The sequence below is a fragment of the Microbacterium aureliae genome, assembly GCF_054780155.1.
The window spans coordinates 962,979-988,299 of sequence record NZ_BAAGWW010000001.1 but is presented as its reverse complement, the minus strand read 5'-3'; the positions used below and the strand labels follow the sequence as shown (position 1 = coordinate 988,299).

26 protein-coding genes are annotated in these 25,321 nt (G+C 72.4%); 12 read left to right on the top strand and 14 right to left on the bottom strand.

Annotated elements, in window-relative coordinates; all coding sequences use genetic code 11:
- Nucleotides 1–49 precede the first annotated feature (49 nt).
- The 4 genes from ACYVF4_RS04820 (at nt 50) to ACYVF4_RS04805 (ending at nt 4,575) form a co-directional block, all read left to right on the top strand.
- Nucleotides 50–604 carry an NYN domain-containing protein gene (locus ACYVF4_RS04820; protein ID WP_460720257.1) on the top strand — a complete coding sequence of 185 codons (555 nt, stop codon included), beginning with the start codon at nt 50–52 and terminating at the stop codon, nt 602–604.
- Between the two features lie 25 nt (nt 605–629).
- Nucleotides 630–1,370, top strand: coding sequence for a hypothetical protein (locus ACYVF4_RS04815; protein ID WP_460720255.1), 741 nt, complete (start codon nt 630–632; stop codon nt 1,368–1,370).
- Between the two features lie 71 nt (nt 1,371–1,441).
- Nucleotides 1,442–2,107, top strand: a complete 666-nt coding sequence (gene deoC / locus ACYVF4_RS04810; RefSeq protein WP_460720254.1) for a deoxyribose-phosphate aldolase — start codon at nt 1,442–1,444, stop codon at nt 2,105–2,107.
- Between the two features lie 83 nt (nt 2,108–2,190).
- Nucleotides 2,191–4,575 carry a phosphoketolase family protein gene (locus ACYVF4_RS04805; RefSeq protein ID WP_460720252.1) on the top strand — a complete coding sequence of 795 codons (2,385 nt, stop codon included), beginning with the start codon at nt 2,191–2,193 and terminating at the stop codon, nt 4,573–4,575.
- Between the two features lie 94 nt (nt 4,576–4,669).
- Here the strand turns inward: ACYVF4_RS04805 and ACYVF4_RS04800 are convergent, their stop codons facing one another.
- Complete coding sequence (locus tag ACYVF4_RS04800; protein WP_460720250.1) at nt 4,670–6,649, bottom strand: bifunctional metallophosphatase/5'-nucleotidase; 1,980 nt, start codon at nt 6,647–6,649, stop codon at nt 4,670–4,672.
- 255 nt (nt 6,650–6,904) lie between these two features.
- Here ACYVF4_RS04800 and ACYVF4_RS04795 point away from each other — a divergent pair, with 255 nt between their 5' ends.
- Both ACYVF4_RS04795 and ACYVF4_RS04790 read left to right on the top strand, forming a co-directional pair.
- Nucleotides 6,905–7,840 (top strand): diacylglycerol/lipid kinase family protein, encoded by a 936-nt coding sequence (locus ACYVF4_RS04795; RefSeq protein WP_460720248.1) that lies wholly within the window; start codon nt 6,905–6,907, stop codon nt 7,838–7,840.
- A gap of 33 nt (nt 7,841–7,873) precedes the next feature.
- A complete protein-coding gene (locus ACYVF4_RS04790) occupies nt 7,874–8,374 on the top strand; it encodes a GNAT family N-acetyltransferase (RefSeq protein WP_460720246.1) in 501 nt (166 codons plus the stop codon).
- A gap of 6 nt (nt 8,375–8,380) precedes the next feature.
- Here the strand turns inward: ACYVF4_RS04790 and ACYVF4_RS04785 are convergent, their stop codons facing one another.
- The 5 genes from ACYVF4_RS04785 to msrA form a co-directional block, all read right to left on the bottom strand.
- Nucleotides 8,381–9,127 (bottom strand): YqjF family protein, encoded by a 747-nt coding sequence (locus ACYVF4_RS04785; RefSeq protein WP_460720244.1) that lies wholly within the window; start codon nt 9,125–9,127, stop codon nt 8,381–8,383.
- Nucleotides 9,124–9,336: a hypervirulence associated TUDOR domain-containing protein gene (locus ACYVF4_RS04780; protein ID WP_460720242.1), complete on the bottom strand. Its 213-nt coding sequence runs from the start codon at nt 9,334–9,336 to the stop codon at nt 9,124–9,126. The genes ACYVF4_RS04785 and ACYVF4_RS04780 overlap by 4 nt, the downstream gene beginning before the upstream one ends.
- Nucleotides 9,337–9,489: 153 nt before the next feature.
- Nucleotides 9,490–9,693, bottom strand: a complete 204-nt coding sequence (locus ACYVF4_RS04775; RefSeq protein WP_460720240.1) for a cold-shock protein — start codon at nt 9,691–9,693, stop codon at nt 9,490–9,492.
- A 129-nt stretch (nt 9,694–9,822) separates the two neighbouring features.
- Nucleotides 9,823–12,483, bottom strand: a complete 2,661-nt coding sequence (locus ACYVF4_RS04770; RefSeq protein ID WP_460720238.1) for a cation-translocating P-type ATPase — start codon at nt 12,481–12,483, stop codon at nt 9,823–9,825.
- A gap of 100 nt (nt 12,484–12,583) precedes the next feature.
- Nucleotides 12,584–13,147: a peptide-methionine (S)-S-oxide reductase MsrA gene (gene msrA / locus ACYVF4_RS04765; protein WP_460720236.1), complete on the bottom strand. Its 564-nt coding sequence runs from the start codon at nt 13,145–13,147 to the stop codon at nt 12,584–12,586.
- Nucleotides 13,148–13,235: 88 nt separating this feature from the next.
- Here msrA and ACYVF4_RS04760 point away from each other — a divergent pair, with 88 nt between their 5' ends.
- Nucleotides 13,236–13,946 (top strand): Pr6Pr family membrane protein, encoded by a 711-nt coding sequence (locus ACYVF4_RS04760; protein WP_460720234.1) that lies wholly within the window; start codon nt 13,236–13,238, stop codon nt 13,944–13,946.
- Here the strand turns inward: ACYVF4_RS04760 and ACYVF4_RS04755 are convergent.
- Genes ACYVF4_RS04755 through ACYVF4_RS04745 form a run of 3 tightly spaced genes read right to left on the bottom strand, consistent with a single transcriptional unit; the run spans nt 13,859 to nt 16,094 of the window.
- Complete coding sequence (locus tag ACYVF4_RS04755) at nt 13,859–14,494, bottom strand: hypothetical protein (RefSeq protein ID WP_460720232.1); 636 nt, start codon at nt 14,492–14,494, stop codon at nt 13,859–13,861. The two genes, ACYVF4_RS04760 and ACYVF4_RS04755, sit on opposite strands and share 88 nt — an antisense overlap.
- The gene (locus ACYVF4_RS04750) at nt 14,491–15,318 is read right to left on the bottom strand and encodes an endonuclease/exonuclease/phosphatase family protein (RefSeq protein ID WP_460720230.1); all 828 of its coding nucleotides are present in this window, start codon (nt 15,316–15,318) and stop codon (nt 14,491–14,493) included. The genes ACYVF4_RS04755 and ACYVF4_RS04750 overlap by 4 nt, the downstream gene beginning before the upstream one ends.
- The gene (locus tag ACYVF4_RS04745) at nt 15,315–16,094 is read right to left on the bottom strand and encodes a glycosyltransferase family A protein (RefSeq protein WP_460720228.1); all 780 of its coding nucleotides are present in this window, start codon (nt 16,092–16,094) and stop codon (nt 15,315–15,317) included. The genes ACYVF4_RS04750 and ACYVF4_RS04745 overlap by 4 nt, the downstream gene beginning before the upstream one ends.
- Before the next feature lie 140 nt (nt 16,095–16,234).
- On the opposite strand from ACYVF4_RS04745, the gene ACYVF4_RS04740 reads away from it, so the two are divergent.
- Entirely contained in the window at nt 16,235–17,680 is a 1,446-nt protein-coding gene (locus ACYVF4_RS04740) for a cryptochrome/photolyase family protein (RefSeq protein ID WP_460720226.1), read from the top strand.
- A gap of 38 nt (nt 17,681–17,718) precedes the next feature.
- Here the strand turns inward: ACYVF4_RS04740 and ACYVF4_RS04735 are convergent, their stop codons facing one another.
- Nucleotides 17,719–17,913, bottom strand: coding sequence for a hypothetical protein (locus ACYVF4_RS04735; RefSeq protein WP_460720224.1), 195 nt, complete (start codon nt 17,911–17,913; stop codon nt 17,719–17,721).
- A 228-nt stretch (nt 17,914–18,141) separates the two neighbouring features.
- Here ACYVF4_RS04735 and ACYVF4_RS04730 point away from each other — a divergent pair, with 228 nt between their 5' ends.
- Both ACYVF4_RS04730 and ACYVF4_RS04725 read left to right on the top strand, forming a co-directional pair.
- Entirely contained in the window at nt 18,142–18,729 is a 588-nt protein-coding gene (locus tag ACYVF4_RS04730; protein ID WP_460720222.1) for a PadR family transcriptional regulator, read from the top strand.
- Nucleotides 18,730–18,765: 36 nt separating this feature from the next.
- Nucleotides 18,766–20,457, top strand: coding sequence for an ABC1 kinase family protein (locus ACYVF4_RS04725; protein ID WP_460720220.1), 1,692 nt, complete (start codon nt 18,766–18,768; stop codon nt 20,455–20,457).
- Between the two features lie 7 nt (nt 20,458–20,464).
- Here the strand turns inward: ACYVF4_RS04725 and ACYVF4_RS04720 are convergent, their stop codons facing one another.
- Nucleotides 20,465–20,680, bottom strand: coding sequence for a helix-turn-helix domain-containing protein (locus ACYVF4_RS04720; RefSeq protein WP_460720218.1), 216 nt, complete (start codon nt 20,678–20,680; stop codon nt 20,465–20,467).
- 1 nt (nt 20,681) lies between these two features.
- On the bottom strand, nt 20,682–21,167 hold the full coding sequence (locus ACYVF4_RS04715) for a DUF2975 domain-containing protein (protein WP_460720216.1): 486 nt from the start codon (nt 21,165–21,167) through the stop codon (nt 20,682–20,684).
- 105 nt (nt 21,168–21,272) lie between these two features.
- Here ACYVF4_RS04715 and ACYVF4_RS04710 point away from each other — a divergent pair, with 105 nt between their 5' ends.
- The gene (locus ACYVF4_RS04710; protein WP_460720214.1) at nt 21,273–21,728 is read left to right on the top strand and encodes a DUF3054 domain-containing protein; all 456 of its coding nucleotides are present in this window, start codon (nt 21,273–21,275) and stop codon (nt 21,726–21,728) included.
- 57 nt (nt 21,729–21,785) lie between these two features.
- On the opposite strand, the gene ACYVF4_RS04705 is transcribed toward ACYVF4_RS04710, so the two are convergent.
- Together ACYVF4_RS04705 and ACYVF4_RS04700 are read right to left on the bottom strand one after the other, a co-directional pair.
- On the bottom strand, nt 21,786–23,405 hold the full coding sequence (locus tag ACYVF4_RS04705; RefSeq protein ID WP_460720212.1) for an IS1096 element passenger TnpR family protein: 1,620 nt from the start codon (nt 23,403–23,405) through the stop codon (nt 21,786–21,788).
- A 101-nt stretch (nt 23,406–23,506) separates the two neighbouring features.
- Nucleotides 23,507–23,836 carry a cupin domain-containing protein gene (locus ACYVF4_RS04700; RefSeq protein ID WP_460720210.1) on the bottom strand — a complete coding sequence of 110 codons (330 nt, stop codon included), beginning with the start codon at nt 23,834–23,836 and terminating at the stop codon, nt 23,507–23,509.
- Nucleotides 23,837–23,964: 128 nt separating this feature from the next.
- On the opposite strand from ACYVF4_RS04700, the gene ACYVF4_RS04695 reads away from it, so the two are divergent.
- Nucleotides 23,965–25,251, top strand: a complete 1,287-nt coding sequence (locus ACYVF4_RS04695; protein ID WP_460720208.1) for a M18 family aminopeptidase — start codon at nt 23,965–23,967, stop codon at nt 25,249–25,251.
- Nucleotides 25,252–25,321 lie beyond the last annotated feature (70 nt).

Sequence of the window (25,321 nt, the reverse complement as noted above, 5' to 3'; positions counted from 1 at the left end):
GGCCCCTAGGCTGGGGTCACGCCGCACCCGCGGCACGAGCGGAGGACCCATGGCAGGCGATATGACGTGGGTCCTGGTGGACGGCGAGAACATCGACGCGACCCTCGGCTCGGCGATCCTCGGTCGCCGGCCGCAGCCCGAGGAGCGCCCGCGCTGGGACAGGGTGATCGCGTTCGCCGCCCGCACGTGGGGTCACCACGCGCAGGGCCTGTTCTTCCTCAACGCCTCCAGCGGCATCCCGATGTCGTTCGTCCAGGCGCTGAAGGCCATGGACTACCGCGTCGTCCCGCTGTCGGGCGCACCCGACGAGAAGGTCGTCGACATCGCCATTCAGCGGACGCTCGCCGCCCTGCGCGACCGCGGCGACGACGTCATGCTCGTCAGCCACGACGGCGACTTCCTCGAGGACCTCGGCGCCCTCGTCGGACCCGACCGCCGCGTCGGGCTGCTGGCGTTCAACGAGTTCCGCAACATCGGCTACGCCTCGCTCGCCGGCATCCAGACCTTCGATCTGGAGTTCGACGCCGGAGTCTTCGACGCCCCGCTGCCGCGGGTGCGCATCATCCCGATCGACGAGTTCGATCCGACCCAGTTCCTCGGCTGACATGCTGCCCCCTCCCGCTGCAGGCATGGCCGACGAGGTCGGCGGTCCGGACGGGTACTCCTACAGCGCGGTGCTCCTGCCCGCAGAGACGGATGCCGCGCCCTCCGTCGACGCCGTCCTGCACGACCTTCGCTTCTCGGGGTGGATCGCCCCGCCGGCGGGCGGCTGGCAGGTGCTGATCGGCGACCCGGGCGCCGGTGTCGTCGCGCGCGGCCGGCGGGGGATCGTCGAGGTCGCCGCGGTGCTCGCCGCCGAGCTGCGCGGCGGCGTGATCGCGCTGCAGGTGAGGCGGGACCGCCAGCTGGCGATCGTCGCGTGGCAGGACGGCGCCGAGGTCGCGCGGTACTGCAGCGACCCGTCCATCGAACCGGGAGCCGACCGCCAGGTCCTCGCCGAGCCGGTGGGCGAGGACGATGCGCCCGAGATCGCGGCCGTCGCCGGCAGGCCCGGCGCCGCCGAGGACCTGCAGCGGCTGCTGGCAGAGGAGCTGGACCCCGACAGCGTCTACGAGTCCGAGCGCCTGCGCTCGGTGCTGCGGCTGCTGGGGCTGCCCGACTGGGTGGTGGCAGCCTCCTCGCTGCCCCGCGACATCCCCACCGGGCCGCGCGCTGCGGAACTCATCCGCATGCGGGCGGGGGAGCAGACGCCGGCCGCGGTGGCGACCCACGTCCTGGTCAAGCGCAAGCGGCGGCGTCACGCGCCGCCGCCGATCATCGCCGACCCGCCCCGGCAGGACGATTTCGGCATCGATCCCTGGCTGCTCTAGCGTCAGGCTCCGCTCAGCCGCGTCGGGCAGAATGGAGGGTCGCTTCCCCTCTCTTTCGTCCCTGGAGGACCATGTCCATCGCTGAGCTCGCCCGCGCCGTCGACCACACGCTCCTGAAGCAGGAGGCCACGGCCGCCGACATCGACGCCGCCGTCGCCGAGGCGGCCGCGCTCGGCGCCTACAGCGTCTGCCTCTCGCCGTCGGCGCTGCCGGTCGAGCTTCCCGAGGGGCTCAAGCTCACCGCCGTGTGCGGGTTCCCCAGCGGCAAGCACCACAGCGAGATCAAGGCCGCCGAGGCGCGCCTGGCCGTATCGCACGGCGCCGACGAGATCGACATGGTCATCGACGTGGGCGCCGCTCGCGACGGCCGCTTCGCCGACGTCGAGGCCGACATCCGGACGGTGCGCGAGGCCGCGCCGCGCCCGATCGTGCTGAAGGTCATCATCGAGGCCGCGGCGCTGGACGACGTGGCGATCGTCGGAGCGTGCCGGGCGGCCGAGGCCGCCGGCGCGGACTTCGTCAAGACCTCGACGGGCTTCCACCCCGACGGCGGCGCGTCCGTGCACGCCGTCGAGCTGATGAAGCGCACGGTCGGCGACCGCCTCGAGGTGAAGGCCTCGGGCGGCATCCGCACGCTCGCCGACGCCAAGGCGATGATGGCCGCCGGGGCCACGCGCCTGGGCCTGTCGAGCACCCGTGCGATCCTCGGGGACCGGGTGGCCGTCGGCGGGTACTGACCCGGGCGATCCCGATACGCGCCGCGGCCCGCGGGCGCAACCCCGTCGAGCAGGCTGCGGGCGATGCGTAGCGTTGCGGCGTGATGTCCTCTCGACCCTCCGCCCCCATCGACGACGACACCGCCGCCGCGCTGGATGCGTGGTGGCGAGCGGCTAACTACCTCTCGGTCGGTCAGATCTACCTGCGGGAGGACCCGCTGCTGCGCGGCGGACTGACGCGCGAGAACGTCAAACCACGTCTGCTCGGTCACTTCGGCACCGTCCCCGGGCTCACCCTGGTCTATGCGCACATGAACCGCGCGATCCGCGAGCGCGATCTGGAGGCCCTCTACATCGCCGGTCCGGGCCACGGCGGCCCGGCGATGGTGGCCGCGGCGTGGCTGGACGGGACGTACACCGAACGGTGTCCCGACGTCACGCGCGACGAGGCGGGCATGGGCCGGCTGTTCCGTCAGTTCTCGTGGCCAGGCGGCATCCCCAGTCACGCCGCACCCGAGACGCCCGGGTCGATCCACGAGGGCGGCGAGCTCGGGTACTCGCTCTCGCACGCGTACGGGGCGGCGTTCGACAACCCGGGGCTCACGGTGGTGTGCGTCGTGGGAGACGGCGAGGCCGAGACGGGGCCGGCGGCCACCGGCTGGCACGGGCACCGCTTCCTCGATCCGGTCGCCGACGGGACGGTCCTGCCGATCCTGCACCTGAACGGCTGGAAGATCGCCAACCCCGCCCTGCTCGCCCGCATCCCCGACGATGAGCTGACGGACCTGCTGCGCGGGTACGGCCACGACCCGATCGTGGTGGGCTTCGACGCCGACGACCCTCCCCTCGAAATCCACCGCCGGTTCGCCGCTGTCGTCGATGACGCCCTCGACCGGATCGCGGAGCTGCGACGCGCGGCGGCAGCGGCGCGGGATGCCGGGAGCGAGGCGCCGCCCGCGCGCTGGCCGATGATCGTGCTGCGTTCGCCGAAGGGCTGGACGGGACCGCGCATCGTCGACGGCGAACCGGTCGAGGGCACGTGGCGTGCGCACCAGGTGCCGCTCGAGGGTGTCCGCGACGACGCCGGGCACCTCGCGCAGCTGGAGGCGTGGCTGCGGTCGTATCGTCCGCACGAGCTGTTCGACGAGGCCGGGGTGCCGGCATCCGTCGTCTCGTCGCTGACGCCGCGAGACGATCGCCGCATGAGCGCCTCGCCGCATACGTCGGGCGGCATGCGACGGCCGATCGATCTGCCCCCGCTGGAGCCGTCCGCCGTGGCCGTCGCCGCGCGAGGCTCGGCGGATGCCGGATCCACCGCCGTCCTGGGCATGTGGCTCCGCGGGGTCATCGAGCGCAATCCCCGCGATTTCCGGATCTTCGGACCCGACGAGACGGCCTCGAACAAGCTCGCTCCGGCCGTGTACGAGGTCACCGCGAAGCAGTGGCAGAGCGCCATCCTGCCGGTGGACCGTGACCTCGCGCGCACCGGGCGAGTCATCGAGGTTCTCAGCGAGCATCAGTGCCAGGGGTGGCTCGAGGGATACGTGCTCACGGGTCGTCACGGGATCTTCGCGACCTACGAGGCGTTCGTCCACATCGTCGACTCGATGTTCAATCAGCATGCGAAGTGGCTCGAGACGGCGGCCGCGGTGCCTTGGCGGGAGCCGATCCCGAGTCTCACCTACCTGCTCTCGAGCCACGTGTGGCGGCAGGATCACAACGGCTTCACGCACCAGGACCCCGGATTCCTCGACGTGGTGACGACAAAGAGCCCCGAGGTGGTGCGCGTCTACCTGCCCTTCGACGCCAACACCCTGCTCGTCATCGCCGAGCACTGCCTCGGCACCGCGGGCCATGTGAACGTCATCGTCGCGGGGAAGCACGACGAGCCCCAGTGGCTGACGCTGGACGAGGCGCGCGAGCACTGCGCACGGGGCGTCGGCGTGTGGGACTGGGCCGGCACGCGATCTCGCGACGAGCCGGACGTCGTCCTCGCCGCGGCCGGGGACGTCCCGACGCTCGAGGTGCTGGCGGCGGCGGCGCTGCTGCGCGACGGGGCACCGGGGCTGTCGGTGCGCGTGGTGAACGTCGTCGACCTGATGCGGCTGCTGCCCACCGGCAGCCACCCGCACGGGCTGTCCGACGAGGACTACGACGCCGTCTTCACGCGCGATCGTCCGGTGCTGTTCGCCTTCCACGGCTACCCCGCGCTCGTCCACCGCCTGACCTACAAGCGCAACGGCCATGAGCACCTGCACGTTCGCGGATATCGCGAGCGAGGCTCGACCACGACGCCGTTCGACATGGTGATGCGCAACGACCTCGATCGCTATCGCCTCGCGATCGACGCCCTCGACCTCGTGCCGGGGGCGGCCGAGAACCACGCCGGGTTCCGAGACGACCTCGAGCGGCGGCGCGAACGCGCGCGGGCGCACACACGCGAGCACGGCGAGGACATCCCCGAGGTCACGGACTGGCGCTGGCACTGATCGGCGCCGGCACTGACTGGCACCGCCACTGACGAGTCCAGAAACGGCGAATGGCCCCGGGCTGCGCGCCCGGGGCCATTGGCTGCGGTGATCGTCAGCCGGTGACGTTCAGCGTGAACGTCGTCGTGGTGCCGGTCGAGGGCACCGTCACGTCGAAGGTCGTCGCGCCGCTCGCGGTCGCGGGGACCGTGAACGTCACGACCGCCGTGCCGACCTCGTCGGTCCGCGGTGTGTACGCGGTGTCGACCGCGGCCCGGCCGAGCTCGGTGCCGGCCAGCGAGACCACGGCCTGGTCGGCGTCGGTCTCGTCGCGCGTGAAGTCCAGCGACGACAGGTTCACCGTCACCGACGAGCCGGCCGCGACCGACGTGCCGGCGGGCAGATGGACGCCGACGGCGCGCTGCGCGAGGTCGGGGGTGGCCGTCCCGAAGGTGTCGAACCAGTCGACCATCGACTCCAGGTCGATCTTGCCGCTGTCGGCCTTGCCGGCGCCCGAGCGGAAGGCGGTGAAGTTGTCACCGCCGCCCGCCAGGAACGAGTTCGCCCCCACGAGGTAGGTGGTCGTCGGCTGGATCTCGACGCCGTCGAGCCACATCTGCGTGATGCGGCTGCCTTCGGCCGCCGTCGGGTCGTACGTGTAGGTGAAGCCGGAGCTGACGCCGAGCTTCAGGAACGGACGCGACGACGTCGACGGCTGCCACTGCTGCTCGAGCACCTGCTTGATCTGATCGCCCGTCAGTGTCATCGACACCAGGGTGTTCGCGAAGGGCTGCACGGCGGCCGCCTCGGCGAACGTGACGGGGCCGGGGATGATGTCGGCGCGCAGGCCGCCCGGGTTCATGAAGGCGATCTGCACGTTGCGCGTGCCCTCGGCGTTCAGCGACCACTTCTGCACGTCGGCGACGAAGTTGCCGAGCGTGGACTCGCCGCCGCGGTTTTCGGGGAAGTCGGTGGCGGTCGCCGGGTCGGCGAACACGGCACGGCCGAACCCGCTGTCGGCGACGCCGAGCTCGACGCTGCCGAGTTCGGCGGCGATCTCGGTGGCCTCGGCGACGAGGGGGAGCAGCGCCTTGTTCGGCTCGTACTCGTACCCGATCACGTCACCGCGATCGTTGCGGATGGCCATCGTGTAGATGGTGTTCTCCATCGAGACCAGTTCGTCGGCCTTGCGGTCGTAGACGATCTCCATGTTCGAGAAGCGCTCGCCGTACTGACCGGACGAGATGACCGGGCGGCCGTCGATCACGTGGTTGTACGCCAGGTGGGTGTGCCCCGAGACGATGGCGTCGATGTTGTCGCCTGCGCCGGTGACGATCTGGCCGAAGCGGGTGGTCGCGTCCGTCGCGCTGGCGACGGTCGTGTCGGCCGCGCCCTCGTGGACGAGCATCACGACGATGTCGGCCTCGCCGTTGGCAGAGTCTCCGTCGCTCAGTTGGTCGGCCACGCGGTTCGCGGCCTCGACGGGGCTGCCGACGGTGATCTCCTCGATGCCGGCGGGGTTCACCAGCGAGGGCAGCTCGTCGGTGACGGCGCCGACGAAGCCGACGCTGACGCCACCGACCTTCTCGATCCAGTACTCCGGCAGAGCGGGGTCGCCGGTTTCGCTGTCGTACACGTTGGCGCCGAGATACTCCCACTGCGCCAGCGGCATGACGCGCTCGGTCAGGTCGGCGAATCCGCGGTCGAACTCGTGGTTGCCCACGGCGCTGACGTCGAGACCGGCCTTGTTGAGGGCCTCGATCGTGGGCACGTCGTCCTGGATGAAAGAGGTGAACGTCGACGCGCCGATCATGTCGCCGGCGGCGGCGAAGATCGTGTGCGGGTTGTCCTTGCGGAGCTGCTGAATCGCGCCCGACAGGCGCGCGATCCCGGCGGCGGTGCCGGACTCCTCGATGCGGCCGTGGAAGTCGTTGACGGTGACGAGGTTGATCTCGACGGTGCGGCCCTTCGCGGGCGGGCTCTTCGGGTCGGCGGGGGCGGCGTTCGCCGCTCCGACGCCGCCGAGGGCGAGGGCGAGTGCGGTGGCTCCCGCGAGTGCTCCTGCGGCGACGCGGCCGCGCGTTCGTTGCTGCATGATTTGCGTGATCTCCTCTGCAAGACGGATGCCGGCAGTCGGAGGTTCCCCCGACCCTCGGTGTCGCACGCGCGCGTCCCGGGTTCGGGCGCACACGCGTCCGAGCCTATGTTCGCCCGCAGGCATGCGGTAGGTCTCATCGCGACCCGACGCCGGTTGTCAGATGAGAGTTCACTCATACGTCATCTGAGAGCACATTCAGGGACCCTCGCGCCAGTACTTGCGCGAGGTCGGCCGGGCACCGAGAGTGATCGCATGACATCACCTCGTATCGGGATCGTATGGAACCCGAGCAAGATCGAACGCGACGAACTGAGCGAGGCGCTGGAGCGGCTGGAGCCGGGCGCCGCCGAGGCGGCGCAGTGGTACGAGACCACCGTCGAGGACCCGGGTCGGGGGGCGACGCGCGATGCGCTGGACGGGGGCGCCGAGCTCGTGATCGTCGCCGGGGGCGACGGCACGGTCCGTGCCGCCGCCGAGATGCTCGCCGGGTCTGGCGTGCCCATGGGGATCGTCCCGCAGGGGACGGGCAATCTGCTGGCCCGCAACCTCGAGGTGCCCCTCGGCAGCATCGACAAGGCGCTGGCGAGGGCGCTGGACGCGGGCCAGCAGCGCACGATCGACATCGGCTGGGTCGACATCGAGGGCGACGACCAGCCCGAGCGCGCCTTCACCGTCATGGTGGGCTTCGGGCTGGACGCGCAGATGCTGTCCGAGACGGACGAGGACCTCAAGGACAAGGCCGGCTGGCTGGCTTACGTCGAGGCGATGGGGCGCGCGGTGTCGGCATCCGAGGTCGTGGACGTCACCCTCACGCTCGACGACGGGGAGCCGCAGCGCATCAGCGCGCACACGCTCCTCATCGGCAACTGCGGCACGCTGCAGGGCGGTGTCGCCCTGCTGCCGGACGCGCTGTTCGACGACGGCCGCCTGGACCTGCTGGTGGTCAGCGCGGACTCCCCGGCGCAGTGGCTCGAGACTCTCAAGACCTTCGTGTGGGACAACGGGGTGCGCAAGCTCTTCGTCCAGGATGCCTCCACGGTCAGCTCCGACACCGCGCTGCACCTGAGCGGCGAGCGGGCACGGGTCGAGCTGCCCTCGCCGACGCTGTTCGAGATCGACGGCGAAGAGGTCGGCGACGCGCAGGCGTTCACGGTGCGGCTGGATCCCGCGGCGCTCGTCGTGCGCTGACGGCGGCGGGGCGGCCCCCGCTACGCTCGGGGGGTGACTGTCCGCCACCTCGCCGACGGCGCCGTGCTGCGCCCGGCCCGCCCGGGTGACGAACCCGGCATCCTCGCCTGCATCCAGGCCCTCGCCGAGTACGAGCGCGAGCCGGATGCCGTCGAGAACAGCGTCCCGGCGCTCGCCGAGACGCTGTTCGGTGACGACCCGCGCGCGTTCGCCCACGTGGTCGAGAGGCAGGGCGAGGTCGTCGGCATCGCGCTGTGGTTCCTCACCTACTCGACTTGGACCGGCACGCACGGGATCTGGCTCGAGGACCTCTTCGTGTTCGACGCCGAGCGGGGCCGCGGCTACGGCAAAGCGCTGATCGCGGCGCTCGCCGCGGTGTGCGTCGAGCGGGGGTACCGGCGGCTGGAGTGGACGGTGCTGGATTGGAACGAGCCGTCCCTGGCCTTCTACCGGTCGATCGGCGCGACGGGCATGTCGGAGTGGACCACGCATCGGCTCACGGGCGATGCGCTCGCGGCACTGTCACGCGCCTGATCCGGCTCAGCGCACGTCGAGCGTTTCGGCGCGGCCGAAACGGGCGTCGACTCCCGGGCTGTACAGGACCGACTCCGCCGGTGTCCCGGCCACCGGCGGCAGCCCGGCCGCCGGGACGAGCTCGTCCCGCAGAGACAGAACTCTGGCCGGATGCAGCAGCCACGGCTCGTGCGTGTTCGGCAGCCACAGGGTCCGCCCGAAGCGGCGCTGGAAGAGGCCCCATCGGGCGGTGAGGAACAGGGAGAGCTCGTCGCCGGCGGTCGTCGTGGTGTCGACCGCGACCGCGAGCCGGAATCCCGGCCCGTCCCCCGACGCCGACCATCGGCGCGAGACGTACTCCCATCCCTCGGGCCGCGACCGCTGGTCGGTCCGCGCCCACATGTAGGGCAGCGAGAACGCCGCCCGCGCGGCGAGGACGGCGGGAAGACTCGCCGCCTCGAGGGAGCGGAAGACGACGCCGCGACGGCCCTGCGCGTCGACGCCGTACAGCCGCACGTTCACCTCGGTGAAGGTCCCGAGCCGGCGCGGGGTGGCGAACAGGCCGAGCCGCGCCTCGCCGAGGCGGAAGGCGATGAGCCCCACCCAGGCAGACCCGTCGAAGAGGTCGGGCACCACGCCGGCGGGCAGCAGGGGAGCGACGACGTCTGCGGGCGCGCGCCAGTGGGCGAAGGCGACATGGCGCCATTCCTGCGCGGCGACCACCGGGCCGTGCAGCGGCGGCGGCTCGGCGCTCAGCGGCTGCGGCGAGCTCATGAGAGCCGGCGCAGCGCCGACCCCTTGTGGGCGGCGCGGTCGCCGCTCTTCTCGGACTCGACGATGTAGGACGGCTCGTCGGCGGATGCCGTGAACTTCTGCCCCGCGAACTGGAAGTCCTTGATCCTGCGTTCGACGACCTTGCCCTGGGTGCGCCCCTGCGACGTGCTCCAGCTCACGCGGTCGCCCTTGTGCAGCCCCTCGGCCATGACGGCTCCTCTCGTCGGTGCCGCGGCCGTGGCCGGCGCGACTCGAGCGTCACGTTACGCACGACGCGAGGCGCCGGGGTGGGCTTGACAGGGGCCCGAACGCACCGAAGCCGGGATGACAGATGTCATCCCGGCTTCGGAAGCACGTCTGGATCAGAGCGGCCGGATGTTGGCGGCCTGCATGCCCTTGGGTCCGCGCTCGGCGTCGAACTCGACCTTCTGCGTCTCGCGGAGCTCCTTGTAGCCGTCGCCGACGATCGCGCTGAAGTGCGCGAAGAGATCGGCCGAGCCGTCGTCGGGCGCGATGAACCCGTAGCCCTTCTCGGAGTTGAACCATTTCACGGTGCCAGTGGCCATCGTGTCTTTCCTTCTATTCTTCGGGCCGCGTGAGCGACCGGGGGTGCCGTCCCGGCGTGTGCGGAACGGACGTGTGAGGGGCGTGGCAACGCACGCGAGCACCGGAGGCTGAACACTCCGAAGGCCGACTCACCCTAGCACGCGGGCCTGACGTCTTCGTGAAAGGATCCGTCCCGCGGCCTTGCCGATCTCGACGGCGGCGAAGCAGGCGGCGGCGAAGGCCACGGCGATCGACCATTCGATCGCGCCGAGTGTGCGCGATCCGAACCACGCGTGGAAGGCGGGCACGTAGGTGTACAGCGTCTGGAGCGCGGCGAGGACGGCGATCGACACCCAGATCGCCCGGTTGCCCCGGAGCACCCGCGCAGTCAGGCTCGATGCCTCGGCGAACCGCACCGAGAACAGCACCGCGACCTGCGAGAGCACCAGGACCGCGACCGCGGTCGTGCGGGCGGCGTTCAGCTCCGCTCCGCGAGCGAGCTCGGTGAAGAAGGCTGCGACCGACACCGCCGCGACGGCCGTCCCGATGCCCACGATGCGCAGTCCCTGACGCGCGAGGATCCCCTCGCCGCGTGGTCGTGGCGGACGGTTCATGACGCCGGGGTCCACGTGTTCGTACGCGAAGGCGAGCGAGAGGGTGACGCCGGTCACGAGATTGACCCACAGGATCTGGGTGGGCTCGAGCGGCGGCGTGAACCCCAGCGTCACCGAGGCGAAGACGATGAGGGCCTGTGCGAAGGTCGTCGCCAGGATGAACAGCATCGACGTCCGCAGGTTGTCGTAGATGCGGCGGCCCTGGCGCACGGCGCCCTCGATGGTGGCGAAGTCGTCGTCGGCGAGGACCAGGTCGGCGGCATCCTTGGCCGCCTCGGTTCCCTTGACGCCCATGGCGACGCCGACGTCGGCCTGCATCAAGGCGGGTGCGTCGTTGACGCCGTCGCCGGTCATCGCCACGACCTCGCCGCGCTCCTGCAGGGCGGCGACGATCCGCAGCTTGTGCCCGGGATCGGTGCGGGCGTACACGTCGACGTCGGCGACCGCCGCGGCGAGGGCGTCGTCGTCGAGCAGCTCGACCTCGGCTCCCGTGAGCGTCCGCGCTCCCGGGGTCGTGATGCCGAGCTCCGCGGCGATCGCCCGCGCGGTCAGGGCGTGGTCGCCCGTGATCATGATGACTCGGATGCCGGCGCGGCGGCACTCCGCGATCGCGGCGACCGCCTCGGGGCGCGGGGGATCGGCGATGGCCACGACGCCGAGGAGCGTCAGGTCCGCGAGCGAGGACGTCGTGAGCGGCCCGGCGGGCACGGGCCGCGTGGACACCGCCGCGGCGAGGACCCGCATGCCCTGCCCGCCCAGCCGGGCGACCTCTCGGTCCCAGAAATCCTCGTCGAGCGGTTCGGTGGCGCCGGTGGCGGCCCGCTGGTCGGCGCACAGCGCGAGGACGCGATCGGGGGCTCCCTTCACCGTGAGGACCGGGGCGGCGCCGTCGACGCTGTCCGACGTGGCCATCAGGCGGGTCTCGGCGTCGAAGGGGATCTCGTCGAGGCGGCGGTGCCGGCCGGTATCGACGCCGCACGCGCGGGCGAGCAGCACGAGCGCCGCCTCGGTGGGGTCGCCGACGACGCGGGTGAGGCCGTCGACCTCGGCGACGCGGGCGTCGTTGCAGACGGCGAGCGCGGTGGCGAGCTCCCCGACACCGCCGCCGGTGTCGCTGCACCCGTCCGGCGTGAGGGGGCGGGGTCCGGCGGCCGTGACGACCTCGCGCACCGTCATCTCGTTGCGCGTGAGCGTTCCGGTCTTGTCCGAGCAGATGACCGTCACCGACCCGAGCGTCTCGACCGCCGGCAGCCTGCGCACGATCGCCGACCGGGTGGCCATGTGTCGGACCCCCAGGGCGAGCGTGATGGTGACCACCGCCGGCAGCCCCTCGGGCACTGCCGCCACGGCGAAGCCGATGGCCGCCGACAGCAGCTCCTCGAGGGAGTCTGCGTGCAGCAGGAAGCCGATGGCGATCATCGCCGCCGTCGCCGCGGCGATCGCGACGACGATGCGGCGGCCCAGTCCATCGATCTCGCGCGTGAGCGGAGTGTCGGGGGAGTCCGCCTCGCGGACCAGACGCTGGATACGGCCGAGCTCGGTACGCTCGCCGGTCGCCGTGACGACGGCGACGGCACGCCCCGAGACGACCACGCTGCCGGCGTGGAGCATGCTGGAGCGATCGGCCACCGCGGCATCGGACGCCACGGCGTCGACGTGCTTGTCGACCGGCTCGGACTCGCCGGTCAGCGGCGCCTCGTCCGCGCGGACGCCCCGCGCCTCGACCAGCCGGGCATCGGCCGGCGCCCGGTCGCCGGGGTGCACGCGCACGATGTCGCCGGGGACGAGCGTCGACGCGTCCACGCTCTGCCACGATCCGTCGCGCCGAGCGGTGGCCTGCGGCGACAGCATCCGTCGTATGCCCGCCAGTGCCTTCTCGGCCTGACCCTCCTGCACGAAGCCGATGACGGCGATGATCACGGCGACGGCGGCGATGACGGTCGCGTCGACCGGATCGCGGTACACCAGCTTGATCGCCGCCGAGACCAGCAGCACGTAGATGATGACGTTGTCGAACTGCGCGAGGAACCGCAGCAGCGGTGAGGTGCGCCGCGCCTCGGGGAGGGCGTTCGGCCCGAAGAGGTCGCGCCGGCGGGCGGCCTCGGCCCCGGCGAGCCCGTGCGCCGTGGCCCGGAGCCCGGCGAGCACGTCGCGCGGGTGGGCGGCGTGGGGGCGGTCGTGTAGGGGCGTGGCCATCGGTGGGCTCCGTGCGCAGGCATCGGCGTCCTTCGACGGTAGGCCGTCCACGGCGCACCCGGCGAGAGCCGAAGGTCCCGCCGCCGCCACCGGCCCGGTGCTACGAGGCGGAGTCGGCGTCCACGCCCGCCGGCGCCCGCTCGGGCAGCACCCAGCCCGCCCGCGGGAAGTGGCACGTGTAGCCGTTCGGGTAGGTCACCAGGTAGTCCTGGTGCTCCGGCTCGGCCTCCCAGAACGCCCCCGCCGGCTCGATCGTGGTGACGGCCTTGCCCGGCCAGAGGCCCGACGCGTCCACGTCGGCGATGGTGTCGCGGGCCACGCGCTCCTGCTCGGGGCTGAGCGGGAAGATCGCCGACCGGTAGCTCGTGCCGATGTCGTTGCCCTGACGGTTGAGGGTCGACGGGTCGTGGATCTGGAAGAAGAAGGCGAGGATGTCGCGGTAGGTCGTCTGCGACGGGTCGAAGACGATCTCGACCGCCTCGGCGTGGCCGGGATGGTTGCGGTAGGTGGCGTGGTCGTTCCGGCCGCCGGTGTAGCCCACCCGGGTGTCGATGACGCCGGGCCGGCGCCGGATGAGGTCCTGCATCCCCCAGAAGCATCCGCCGGCGAGCACCGCCGTCTCGGTGCCGGGGGTGCGCGTGATGCTGCCGTCGTCGAGGCTCATGTCGTCCGCTCCTTCTCGCGAATGCGTGCTCTCCAGTTTCGCCGATTCGCGGCGGCTCGGGGCCGCGGCCAGCGCCTAGGGTCGTGTCGTGGCCATTCCCTTCCGTCCTGCCGCGCTCGCATTCCGCGTCGTCGCGGTCGTCCTGGTGGCGACCGGCGTCATCCGCCTGCTGGACCTGTTCACTCCCGATCCCAGCTGGCGGACGATGCTGTACTTCACGGCGGTGACCAACGTCATCGTGCTGGCATGGCTGACGGTGGTGATGCTCGCCACTCTGCGCGACCTCGTCCGGCGCGGCCCGCGGGGCGTGACCAACCCGTCGCCCGAGATCCACGGGGCGGTGCTCATGGCCGTCACCGTGGTGATGCTCGTCTACACCGTCGTCCTCGTTCCGCAGCTGACCGAGGACCCGTCGTATCAGGCCTACACCCTCACCGATTCGCTCGTGCACGTCGTGACGCCCGTGCTGGTCGTGCTGGACTGGCTGCTGTTCACCCCCAAGGGCCGCATGCGCTGGCGCGACCCTTTCCTCTGGGCGATCCTGCCGCTGGGCTACCTGGCGTTCGCGTTCGTCTTCGGGGCCTTCGGCGGGGAGTTCGAGCCGGGCGTGACCTTCCCCTACCCGTTCATGGACGTCGCCACCCTCGGCGTGGGCGGGGTGGCGCTGTGGATCCTCGCGCTGGCGGTGACGCTCGAGATCGTCGGCTTCGCCTACGTCGCGGTCGACCGGGCGCTCTCGCGCACGGCCGACTCCCCGGCGCGCGCCGAGCTCGAGACCGCGCGCTCCAGCGGCACGTAGGCCAGCAGCACGCCGGCGCACAGCGCGCCGAGTCCGCCCACCGCCATGTCGCCGATCGTGTCCTCGTAGGCGACGAAGATGTCGTCCGTGAGGTAGGCCCATCCGAGCCACTCGACCATCTCCCAGAGTGCGCTGACGGCGAGCCCGAAGGCGGCCGCCAGGACGATCGGCCGCCGGCGCGGGATGCCGTCGCCGCGGGCCGCGGCCACGACGCCCACGCGTGCCAGCCCGACGTAGGCGACGACGACGACCACCCCGGTGCAGACGAAGTGGATGAGCAGATCCCACCCCGTCACCGTGGTGTAGAGGTCGAAGACGTTGCTCCACGCCGCCACGAGCACGGTCAGCCCGTAGAAGACGTCGAAGCCGGCCCGCAGCGCCAGGAACCTCGGCACGAGGAGGGCCGGCAGAGCCAGAGCCAGGACGCCGACGTGGGTGGGCGTGCCCCAGATCCAGACGGCGAGGACGCTGAGCAGTCCGAGGACGCGGACGGCGTCGGCCGCCCACTCCGCGGGGCCTGACGGGGGAGTGAGGAAGTTGCGTCTCAATGAGGGGCTCCTGTCGGGATGCGGACGACTGCCTGGACCGGCAGGTGGTCCGACGCCCACCCGCCCAGGTGGCGGGAGGTGTTGATGCCGATGCGACGGACCTCGATGTCCGGTGTCACGGCGACCCAGTCGATGCGTCCGGTCCCCGCGCGCGGCTCGCGGTAGCCGCCGAAGGTGCCCCACTCGGACCCGACCCGCTCGTGCGCGTGCTCCCACGCGTCGACGAGGACGTCGTCGTCGAACAGCGTCTCGAGCGCCTGCGAGCCGGCGCGGTCGTTCAGGTCGCCCGTGACGATGACGGGCACGTCGGATGCGGCGACGACGAGCCGCACGTGCTCGGCGGAGCGGACCCGGGATGCGCGCGAGAACGGATCGAAGTGCGTGTTGAGCATCCGCAGGCGGGCGCCCGTCGGCCGATCGCGCAGATCCGCCTGCACGAGGACACGCGGCAGCAGGTTCCCCCACGTGCGCGACCCGGGCTCGCCCGGGCGGGACGACAGCGCGGTCTGCGTCCACGAGGTCAGCTCCAGCCGGTCGGAGTCGTAGTACACCGGGCAGCCCTCGCCGAGGCCGCCGGCCCGGCGTCCGCTGCCGATCCTGCGGTACGCGGGACCCAGGGCTGCGCCGATCGCCTGCGCCTGCCGGGGCAGCACCTCCTGGGCCCCCAGGAGGGCGGGGCGCTCCGCGCGCAGCAGCGCCTGCAGTCTCGGCTGCCGGCGCTGCCAGCGGTCGGCCGGCGGCCACGGCGCCCGCACCGCGCGACGGACGTTGTACGTCATCACCTGAAGATCCGGCGGCGACACGGGGCCGAGCAGCCCGCTCATCGCGGGCCCCCGATCCGGGACCGCAGTCGGCGCAGGGCGTGTCGCGTCCAGCGCACCGGCGGCAGGTCGGCGGGCCAGTGGATGAGGACCGTTCGCCACCCGGCGGACATGCGGCGACCGAACGCGCGCCCGGGGAAGAACGGCCGCATCGAGATCCCCATCGCCGCGCCGCGCAGCACCCGGATCCGGTGCCGCTCGCCCAGGTGGTAGGCGAGGTCGAGGTCGTCGTGGATGCCGGGGTCGTCGCGGTGCACTCGCGACCGGATGCTGCGCCAGACCTCGGCGCGCATCCCGAGGTTCGAGCCGAACAGCGGCAGGTGGCCCAGAGCCGACGACGTCGTGAGCACATAGGCGCCCAGATACAGCGCGACCAGCGGAGCCCGCAGCGGCCGCGGGCCGTCGATGAAGCGCGCGCCCCCGGTGAACGCCGCGACGTCGGGGCGCCGGGCGAAGGCGTCGGCCATGTCCTGCACCCAGGTCGGTCCGGGTATGCAGTCGGCGTCCAGACGCAGGATGAGGTCGCCGCGCGCGCAGTCGTACCCCCGCGACGCCGCCGCCGGGATGCCGGGGGCGCCGCACTGCTCGACGCGGGCGCCAGCCGACCGCGCGACCTCGGCGGAGGCGTCGGTCGAGTCGTTGTCGACCACGACGATCTCGTCCGGCGGGCGCGTCTGGGATGCCAGGGCGCGAAGGCATCGGCGCAGTTCGTCGTCGTCGTCCTTGACGGGGATGACCACCGAGATGGTGGCGCTCGCCGCGCTTCCGTCGCCGTCCATGGTCCTCCCTGCTCGGCTGTCGGCGGATCGGGGCCGCGAGCGGGGCGCCGATTCCGGCCAGCCTAGGTGCGAGCGCGGACGTCGGGGCGGATTTCGCCCCGACGCGCCCCGTCGTCCGCGGGGGTGCCAGGATGGCGGTCATGAAGGCCGCGCTCGTGCTCGCCACGCAGCTCTTCGATCCGCACCCGGCCGAGGACGACGCCGACATCGAGGCCTTCATCTTCATCGAGTCCGCCGCGGTGTTCCGCCGCCGGCCGTACCACGCGCACAAGATCGTGCTGCTGCTGGCGGCGATGCGTCACGCGGCCGCGAGGCTCGAGGCCGCGGGGCGGCGGGTCGTGCGGGTGGACGTGGGTGAGGAGCTCGGCTTCGCCGACGCGCTCCGCGAGGTCCTCCGCCGCGAGGGCGTCGATGGCCTGGCCTGGATGAGCGCGACCGATCGCGGCGTGGACCGGCGGATCGCGCGGCTCTGCGAGGGCGAAGGGGTGCACACGAAGGTCTACCCCGACGCGCTCTTCCTCACGCCGGCCGAGGATGTCGACGCGTGGTTCGCCCGGCATGACGGCGCGCGCATGGAGGACTTCTACCGCCGGCAGCGCCGGCGCACCGGCATCCTGATGGACGGGGTGAAACCTGCGGGCGGCCGCTGGAACTACGACGCCGACAACCGCGAACCGCTGCCACGCGAGGGCGTGCACGTGCCCGCGTTGCCGGCGGTCCGCCACGATGACATCGTCCGGCAGGCGATCGCCGACACGGCGCGGCTGTTCGCCGACCATCCCGGCGACCCCGCGCGGTTCTGGCTGCCCGTCACCGCCGAGGGATCGCGGGAGTGGCTGGCGGCCTTCACGGCCGAGCGGCTGGCGTCGTTCGGAAGGTTCGAGGACGCGATGGCCGCCGACGAGCCGTTCCTCTTCCACTCCGTCATCAGCCCGCTGCTGAACATCGGGCTGCTGCGCGTGGACGAAGTGGTGGATGCCGCGCTCGCCACCGGATCAGACGTGCCGCTGGCCGCACGCGAGGGATTCCTGCGGCAGGTGATCGGGTGGCGCGAGTACATGCGGGGTGCGTACCGGGCGTGGCCCGAGCTCGGCGACGCCGATCACTTCGCGCTGACGCGCGAGCTCGAACCATGGTGGTACACCGGTGCCGGCATCCCGGAGGATCTGCCCGTGCCCGTGCGGACGGTGCTCCGGCGCGTGCACGAGTGGGGATACGCCCACCACATCGAGCGCCTGATGGTGCTCGGCAACTGGTTCCTGTTGCAGGGGTACCGGCCGCAGGCGGTCTACGACTGGTTCTCGGCGCTGTTCGTCGACGCGTACGAATGGGTGATGGTGCCCAACGTGCAGGGCATGAGCCAGTACGCCGACGGCGGCCGCGTCGCCACGAAGCCCTACATCTCGGGCGGGGCCTACCTGCAGAGGATGGGATCGTGGTGGCCGTCGGCGGCGGCCGCGCGGGAGTCCGCCTTCACCTCGGCCTACTGGGAGTTCCTGGAGGCGCACGAGCCGCTGCTCGAGGGGAACCCCCGCCTCAGCCTGCCGCTGGCCCAGATGCGCAGACGCCGCTCCGGGTCCCGCTGAGGCGGGCCGGAGCGGCGGAGCCGGTGACTGCCGGGTGACTATTCGGTGGGGTAGTCCGGCGGGGGAGTGGATTCGTCGTACGGGGCGAGCGGCTCGTCCGGATTCGGCGCCATCGGTTCGTCGGGCGTCGGCGCCAGCGGCTCGTCGGGGGTGGGGACGATCGGCTGGTCGGACTCGGGCTCGACGCCCTCGTAGCCGGTCGAGTCGGGCGTGTCGGGGATCGAGGTGTTCACGGGCCCTCCTTGTGGTCGGTGCCGGATCCGGGTTGTCGGTGCCGGATCGGGCGGGTGGTCTCCTCACCCTGCGGCGGCCCCGTCCGGGCGGCCACCCCCTTGACCGGCTCCGTCGCTCGCGGTAGCCGGCGTCGCACTCCGGCGCTCGGGATCTTGCGTCACGCCTGGGTCAACGATATATCGGTAGGTATCGCTCGTGAGTGCGGGCGCGACGCCGAGGAGGCCATCATGAACGACAGCGACAGCGACCGCGGCAACCCGTTCGGCCCGCGGCACCGGGGATCCGGGCGTCCGGGCCAGGGCGGCTTCCCCGGCGCCGGGCTCTGGGAGGCGATGGACCAGCTGTGGGGCGGGTTCGAGCAGCGCGTCTCGGGGCGCATGGGCCGCGGCGACGTCCGCGCCGCGGTGCTGACGCTGCTCAAGGAGCAGCCGATGCACGGCTACCAGATCATCCACGAGATCCAGGAGCGCAGCTCGGGGATGTGGAAGCCGAGCCCGGGCTCGGTGTACCCCACGCTGCAGATGCTCGCCGACGAGGGGCTCATCGTCGCCGAGGAGTCCGGCGGGAAGAAGACCTACTCGCTCACCGAGGCCGGTCGGGCCGAGGCCGACGGCGCCGAGGACGACACCGCGCCGTGGGCGATGCCGGGCATGCGCGAGGCGACCCGCGCCACCGCGCTTCCCAAGGCGGGCGCGAAGCTCGCGCAGGCGGCCGCGCAGGTGGCCAAGGCGGGGACCGCGGAACAGGTCGCCGAGGCGGTCGCCGTCCTGGACGACGCGCGGCGTAAGCTCTACAGCATCCTCGCCCAGAGCTGATCGGTGCCGTCCGCACGTCGGCATCAAGGAGACCCGATGGCCGACGTCGACGGTTCGCGTGCGCGGTATCGCCGCATCATGCGATTCGCCACGCGCTACATGATCCAGGCGTGGTGGTACGAGCTGTTCCTGCCGCGGTTCGGGCTCGAGCGGATCTCGGCGCTCGGGCGGCGCCGTCGGCTGCGCGCGATCGCCCGCGACTTCCACGGGCTCGCCCTCGGGCTCGGCGGGCTGATGATCAAGGTCGGCCAGTTCATGTCGTCCCGCCTGGACATCCTGCCGCCCGAGATCACCAAGGAGCTCGAGGGCCTGCAGGACGAGGTGCCCGCCGTCGCCTTCCCCGCGATGAAGGAGCAGGCCGAGCGGGAGCTCGGGATGCCGCTGGAGCGCGCCTACGCTTTCGTCGATCCGGTGCCGCTGGCGGCGGCATCCCTCGGGCAGGCCCACCGGGTGCGGCTCCTGCCCGCCGACGCGGACGAGGCCGGCTTCGCCGACGCCGTGGTGAAGATCCAGCGTCCGGGGATCGACCGCATCGTCGAGGTGGACCTGCGGGCGCTGCGGACGGTGGCCGCCCGGCTGAACCGGGTGCAGATGATCCGCAAGCACGTCGACCTGCCGACGCTCGTCGAGGAGTTCGCCTACACGAGCCTGCAGGAGATCGACTACCTGCACGAGGCGCAGAACGCGGAGCGGTTCGATCTCGGCTTCGCCGGCGACCGCCGCGTCACGGTGCCCGACGTGGTGTGGGAGCGGACGACGCGGCGCGTGCTGACGCTCCAGGACGTCTCGGCGATCAAGATCTCGGATGTCGACGCGCTGCGCGCCGCCGGGATCGATCCGGCCGAGGTGGCCACCGCGTTCGCCAACGTGATGTTCGATCAGCTGTTCGTCGACGGGTACTTCCACGCCGACCCGCACCCGGGCAACATCTTCATCACGCCCCTGCCGGGGGCCCCGGCCGGGTCGCCGGCGTGGCGGTTCAGCTTCGTCGACTTCGGGATGATGGGCGAAGTCTCGGACCGCCTGCGCGAGGGCCTGCAGCGGCTCATCATCGCCGTCGCGGCTCGGGACAGCCGCCGCATGGTCGAGGGCGTGCGGGAAGTGGGCGTGCTGCTGCCCTCCGCCGACACCGCCGAGCTCGAGCGGGCGCTCTCGGCGCTGTTCGCGCGGTTCGGCGGCATGGGCTTCGCCGAGCTGCAGCGGGTGGACCCGCGGGAGTTCCGGGACTTCGCCCGCGAGTTCGGCGACACCGTCCGGGCGATGCCGTTCCAGCTGCCCGAGAACTTCCTGCTCATCATCCGGGCCATCTCGCTCACCTCGGGGATGTGCAGCTCGCTGGACCCGGAGTTCAACATCTGGAACGCCGTCGAGCCGTACGCGCAGCAGCTGCTGCGGGATCAGAGCGGCAGCGCGGTGCAGGCCGTGGTGCGCGAAGTGGCCGATGCGGCCGGGATCGCCGCCCGTCTGCCGCGACGCCTGGACGGACTGGTCTCGCGCGCCGAGGAGGGCAGGCTCCAGGTCGACACCCCGCGCCTCGATCAGCGGCTGCGCGGCCTCGAGCGCACCGGGCGCCGCGTGGTCTCGGCGGCGCTGTTCACGGGCCTCGTGATCAGCGGCGCGGTGCTGCGACCCGAGGAGCCCGTGTTCGGGACGCTCCTCATGGTGGCCTCGATCCCGCCGCTCCTGCACGCGGTGTTCGCGGGGGTCGCCGGGCGCCCTCGGGGCTGAGGCGGCTTCACGCCTGCTCGTCCGGGACCCAGCGGAGGACGTCTCCCGGCTGGCACTCCAGCACCGCGCAGAGCGCGTCCAGCGTCGTGAACCGGACCGCCTTGGCGCGGCCGTTCTTGAGGACCGCGAGGTTGGCGGGGGTGATCCCGATGCGCTCGGCGAGCGTGCCCACCGACATCTTGCGGCGCGCGAGCATGACGTCGACGTCGACCACGATCGGCATCTCAGATGACCTCGTCGAGCTCGGACCGCAGCGCCCGCGCCTCGGTCTCGCGATCGATCGCCTGGCGCAGCAGGGTCTTCATGACCACTACGAGCAGGGCCATCCCCGCCAGCACCAGCGCGGCCCCGCAGATCAGGCCGACGACCCCCGGTGCGACCTCGCCCGGGGCGAGCAGGACCGCGAGCGCGAACGTGAGCGTCGCCGCCGCCGCGATGGCGCCGATGATGACGTCGACGTACCGGAACGACGCGGGCGAGAAGACCGACCCCCGCCGGACCTTCGTCAGCAGCATCCACACGCAGACGGCGAACACCTGCATCGTCGCCACCCCGAGCACCGCGATGACGACGAAGGCGACCTGACCCCACGGCCCTTCGCCCTCCATGTCGGCCCATATGAGCGGGACGATCACGGTCTGCACGAAGACGGAGCCCGCGAGCGCGAGGGCGATGACGATGCGCAGTGCGACGATGGTGATGGTCCCCATGGCGGCTCCCTTGTCGATGAACGGGGCAAATCTATCGAAAAACGATAAGTCCCGCCAGGGGGGCCCGAGAGCAGCGCTACGCGGGGTTGCCTAGGCTGGGGAGTCATGACCCCGCACGAGTCCGCCTCTTCTCACGCGACCGGCCGCGCGACGGGACGCGTGACGGGCCGCGCGACGGGACGAGGCGTCGCGTCTGCACTCGCGATCGACGCCGCGCTCGTGCTGCTGTTCGCAGGAACCGGACGAGTCAGTCACCGCGAGGACGTCCTCGCGGGTCTGTGGAGCACGGCGTGGCCGTTCCTCACGGCGCTCGCCGTCGGGTGGATCGTGACGGCCGCATGGCGGCGACCCTTCGCGCCCGTCCGGACCGGCGCGATGGTGTGGTTGGTGACGGTCGCCGGCGGCATGATCCTGCGGGCGCTGGTCGACCAAGGCGTGCAGGTCTCGTTCGTCGCCGTCGCGGCCGCGGTGCTGGGTGCATTCCTCGTGGGCTGGCGGGTCGTCGCGACGCTCGTGCGGCGCGGGCGGCGACCGCGGGCGACCGGGCGCGCCCGCCGCTGACCGCGGAAGCTCAGACATCCTGCAGGCCCCCCGCAACCGTCGCCGAACGAGGGTCCGTCAGAACGAGGAGCCGCCGTAGCGGTGCGCTCCCCGCGTCCCGAGCGCCGTGCGCGCCAGCTCGCGCAGCAGGTCGGGGACGAGCCAGCCGCCGTCGTCCCTGCGCTCGAGGCCCAGCGCGGTGAGCACCTCGCGCAGTTCGACGGTGCGCTGCAGCAGCTCGGCCTCGAGGCCGACGGTCCTCACGCCGGCTCCCCAGCCCGCGTGCCGTGGCGTCGCCGGCCACCCGTACGGGTCGTCGTCGGGCGCGGACGTGTGCCACACCCACTCGGCGGGCACCGCGGCGGCGTGCCGTGCGTCGGGTCCGACAAGTGAGGCGACCGTGCGGGCGCCGTCGACGGCGGCGGCGGCCGCGGCATCCTGAATCGCCTGCGCGACGACGTCGTGCCACGTCGACCCGGCGATGACGGGGCAGTCGCAGCGGGTGTCGCACGGGTCGGGCTCGCCATAGGCTCCGACATCGCCGAGGCCGTACCGCGCGCGCTCGCGGCGATCGCCGGCGTCGGCGAGGGCGAGGGCGCGTGAGGCCGGGAGGAGGCCCGTGCGGGCGTCGCCGATGCTGCCGTCGGCGACCGCGAGCAGCAGCAGGTCGGCTGCCGTGTCGTACCTGCCGGGGAGTGCCGCAGCGACCACCGACCACATGCCGGTCGGCGACTCGATGCGGGCGAGCACGTCCTTCTTGGCGCGGAGCCGCCCGAGGCGGTTGTAGACGAGGCGCATCCGGCGGGCGACCGCGAAGAGCGCGGCGACGCGGGCGGGCGTGCAGTTGCGGTCGTGCGAGAGCTCGGCGACCGCCCCCGGGTCGACGTCGCCGGCGCGGGCCGGGACGCCGTCCATGCCGATGCGCAGGAGGAGCCATCGCAGGTCGCCGGTGAGGGACTCGGCGTCCTCTTCGGTGATCGCGGGAGGAAGATGCAGGCCCGTGGCCTCGATGTGGGTGCGGGCTCCGGTACGCGCCCGGTGGGGGAGCGAGCCGACGATGCGGTCGAGCGGCCCGGCGTGACGCGCGGGCACGAGCGCGCGGTCGACCTGCCGCTGCAGCGCCGCGACGTCGACATGATCCGCGGAATACGACGACCACGGGCCGTACGTCCACTCGAGCCGCGCAGCCAGGTCGGCGTGAGCGGGGTGCGCCGGGTCGGCGAGGATCCCGTGCAGCACCTCGAGCTCGAAGGAGCCGCGGGAGCACGCGAACGGCGCGGCCCCTTCGGCTGCGACGACGCGCACCTCCGGCTCGGTGGCGGGCACCACGTCGCTCGCCCCGCGATCGATCAGGACCGTCCACTCGCCGTCGCACGTGTGCGAGAGCAGCAGCGGCGCGTCGCGCAGCACCGTGCCGACGCGCGCGGTCGTCTCGTCGATGACGGTCGGGTCGCGGAAGTCGATCATGGTCCACCGGTCGCCCCAGCGGCGTCGCGCCGGAGACCACGACGCTCCCGGCTCCTCGGCGAAGACGTGATGACGGCACTCGGGTCCGTCGAACATGGCACGGATCGCGACGCGCAGATCCGCGAGCGTGACTTCTTCGTCGACGTCGGCCTCGCGCCACGCGGTGGTGTCGCCGACGCCGAGGATCGACAGGCGCAGGCGATGGACGTGTCTGAGTCGGGGGTTTCGCATGCCGGAACGCTAGCCAGCCGTCGGGGCGGCATCGCCGGCCACCCGCCGCCTGTGGACACCCGGGGTCCGGGACGGGGCTGGGGAGGAGCCGACGCGCGCCCTCAGACGGTGGCGACGGTGAGGATGACGACGGCGTCCGTGAGGGCGTCGAGGCTGTGCCGGGCGCGGGGGAGGGCCAGGTGGTCGCCGGCCGCGCCCTCCCACGTCTCATCGCCGGCGCTCACGCGCACCGTGCCCGAAAGCACCTGCAACGTCGCCTCGCCGGGGCTCTCGTGCTCGCCCGTGCCGGTTCCGGCCGTGAGCGCCATGACCGTCTGCCGCAGGCGATGCTCCCGGCCGCCGAAGACGGTGCGTGCGGCGCGTCCGGTGGTCGCCGCCCGCGCCTCCTCCCGCAGGGCGGTGACGAGTCCGGTGAGATTCAGGCTGTCCACGGCGGGTCCCTTCGTTCGCGGTACGGTCAGTCTGCTCCGGGCGGACCCGCGATGCACGCGAGGCGGCGTGTCGCGGCATCCGCCTACGATCGAAGGACCGCCCACCCCGCCCGACGAGGAGTCCTGACGTGCCCGCTGCATCCGAGTCCCTCGCCCACGCCGACGATCTGGCCGCCTTCGTCGAGGCGTCGCCGTCGAGCTTCCACGCCGCCGCAGAGGTGGCGACGCGGCTCGCCGCGGCGGGCTTCACGCGCCTGGACGAGGGCGAGGCCTGGCCGCAGGCGCCGGGAGGGCGCTTCGTCGTCGTCCGCGACGGCGCCGTCATCGCCTGGATCGTGCCGACGGGTGCGCGGGGGACGACGCCCGTGCGGGTGTTCGGCGCGCACAGCGACTCGCCCGGCTTCAAGCTCAAGCCCAAGCCGACGACCGGCGCACGGGGCTGGCTGCAGGCGGGCGTCGAGATCTACGGCGGGCCGCTGCTGAACTCGTGGCTGGACCGCGAGCTGCGGCTGGCCGGCCGGCTCGTGCTCGATGACGGCACGGCCGTGCTCGCCGCGACCGGACCGCTGCTGCGTCTTCCGCAGCTGGCGATCCACCTCGACCGCGAGGCGAACGATCACCTCGCGCTGCACAAGCAGCTGCACACGCAGCCCGTGTGGGGACTCGGCGAGGCGGCCTCGGCCGACCTGCTCGCCGAGCTCGCGCGGGGCGCCGGTGTCGATGCGGCGCGGATCCGGGGCTACGACATCGTGACGGCGGATGCTGCGCGCGGCGCCACCTTCGGGCTCGACGACGTGTTCTTCGCGGCCGGCCGGCTCGACGACCTTGCGTCGGTGCACGCGGGCGTCGTGGCGATGGAGCGTGCGGCCGACGACTTCGACGCGGACCACATCCCCATGCTGGCGGTGTTCGACCACGAGGAGGTCGGTTCGGCGACGCGATCCGGGGCGGCCGGGCCGTTCCTGTCGGACGTGCTGGAGCGGGTGTGGCTGTCGCTCGGCGCCGATCGCGTCGAGCAGCTGCGGGCGCTGGACGCGTCGTGGTGCGTCTCGAGCGACGTCGGCCACTCCGTGCACCCGAACTTCGCCGACAAGCACGATCCGGTCGTCCAGCCGCTGCTCGGTTCGGGACCCATCCTCAAGATCAACGCCAACCAGCGCTACGCGACGGATGCCGCCGGTGCGGCCGCCTGGAGCGCGTGGTGCGCGACGGCCGGCGTCGCCACCCAGGAGTTCGTCTCGAACAACGCCGTACCGTGCGGTTCGACGATCGGGCCCATCACGGCGACGCGCCTGGGGATCCGGACGGTGGACATCGGCATCCCGATCCTGTCGATGCACTCGGCGCGCGAGCTCGCCGGCGTGAGCGACCTGTGGGACCTGTCGCGCGTGGCCGAGGTGTTCTTCCGCGGTTGACCGGGTCGGCGCGGCGCTTCGTCTCGCTGCGCTCGCGCAGCGTCCGGGGTGAAGGTGGCGCCGGGGATCC

Excerpts from the sequence above, each read along its gene's own strand:
- ACYVF4_RS04815 (WP_460720255.1), top strand. The coding sequence starts at position 630 with ATGGCCGACGAGGTCGGCGGTCCGGACGGGTACTCCTACAGCGCGGTG.
- ACYVF4_RS04800 (WP_460720250.1), bottom strand. The coding sequence starts at position 6,649 with ATGCAGCAACGAACGCGCGGCCGCGTCGCCGCAGGAGCACTCGCGGGA.
- ACYVF4_RS04740 (WP_460720226.1), top strand. The coding sequence starts at position 16,235 with ATGAAGGCCGCGCTCGTGCTCGCCACGCAGCTCTTCGATCCGCACCCG.
- ACYVF4_RS04750 (WP_460720230.1), bottom strand. The coding sequence starts at position 15,318 with ATGAGCGGGCTGCTCGGCCCCGTGTCGCCGCCGGATCTTCAGGTGATG.
- ACYVF4_RS04770 (WP_460720238.1), bottom strand. The coding sequence starts at position 12,483 with ATGGCCACGCCCCTACACGACCGCCCCCACGCCGCCCACCCGCGCGAC.
- ACYVF4_RS04780 (WP_460720242.1), bottom strand. The coding sequence starts at position 9,336 with ATGGCCGAGGGGCTGCACAAGGGCGACCGCGTGAGCTGGAGCACGTCG.
- ACYVF4_RS04730 (WP_460720222.1), top strand. The coding sequence starts at position 18,142 with ATGAACGACAGCGACAGCGACCGCGGCAACCCGTTCGGCCCGCGGCAC.
- ACYVF4_RS04820 (WP_460720257.1), top strand. The coding sequence starts at position 50 with ATGGCAGGCGATATGACGTGGGTCCTGGTGGACGGCGAGAACATCGAC.
- ACYVF4_RS04745 (WP_460720228.1), bottom strand. The coding sequence starts at position 16,094 with ATGGACGGCGACGGAAGCGCGGCGAGCGCCACCATCTCGGTGGTCATC.
- ACYVF4_RS04720 (WP_460720218.1), bottom strand. The coding sequence starts at position 20,680 with ATGCCGATCGTGGTCGACGTCGACGTCATGCTCGCGCGCCGCAAGATG.
- ACYVF4_RS04715 (WP_460720216.1), bottom strand. The coding sequence starts at position 21,167 with ATGGGGACCATCACCATCGTCGCACTGCGCATCGTCATCGCCCTCGCG.
- deoC (WP_460720254.1), top strand. The coding sequence starts at position 1,442 with ATGTCCATCGCTGAGCTCGCCCGCGCCGTCGACCACACGCTCCTGAAG.
- ACYVF4_RS04805 (WP_460720252.1), top strand. The coding sequence starts at position 2,191 with ATGTCCTCTCGACCCTCCGCCCCCATCGACGACGACACCGCCGCCGCG.
- msrA (WP_460720236.1), bottom strand. The coding sequence starts at position 13,147 with ATGAGCCTCGACGACGGCAGCATCACGCGCACCCCCGGCACCGAGACG.
- ACYVF4_RS04795 (WP_460720248.1), top strand. The coding sequence starts at position 6,905 with ATGACATCACCTCGTATCGGGATCGTATGGAACCCGAGCAAGATCGAA.
- ACYVF4_RS04710 (WP_460720214.1), top strand. The coding sequence starts at position 21,273 with ATGACCCCGCACGAGTCCGCCTCTTCTCACGCGACCGGCCGCGCGACG.
- ACYVF4_RS04705 (WP_460720212.1), bottom strand. The coding sequence starts at position 23,405 with ATGCGAAACCCCCGACTCAGACACGTCCATCGCCTGCGCCTGTCGATC.
- ACYVF4_RS04725 (WP_460720220.1), top strand. The coding sequence starts at position 18,766 with ATGGCCGACGTCGACGGTTCGCGTGCGCGGTATCGCCGCATCATGCGA.
- ACYVF4_RS04775 (WP_460720240.1), bottom strand. The coding sequence starts at position 9,693 with ATGGCCACTGGCACCGTGAAATGGTTCAACTCCGAGAAGGGCTACGGG.
- ACYVF4_RS04785 (WP_460720244.1), bottom strand. The coding sequence starts at position 9,127 with ATGAGCTCGCCGCAGCCGCTGAGCGCCGAGCCGCCGCCGCTGCACGGC.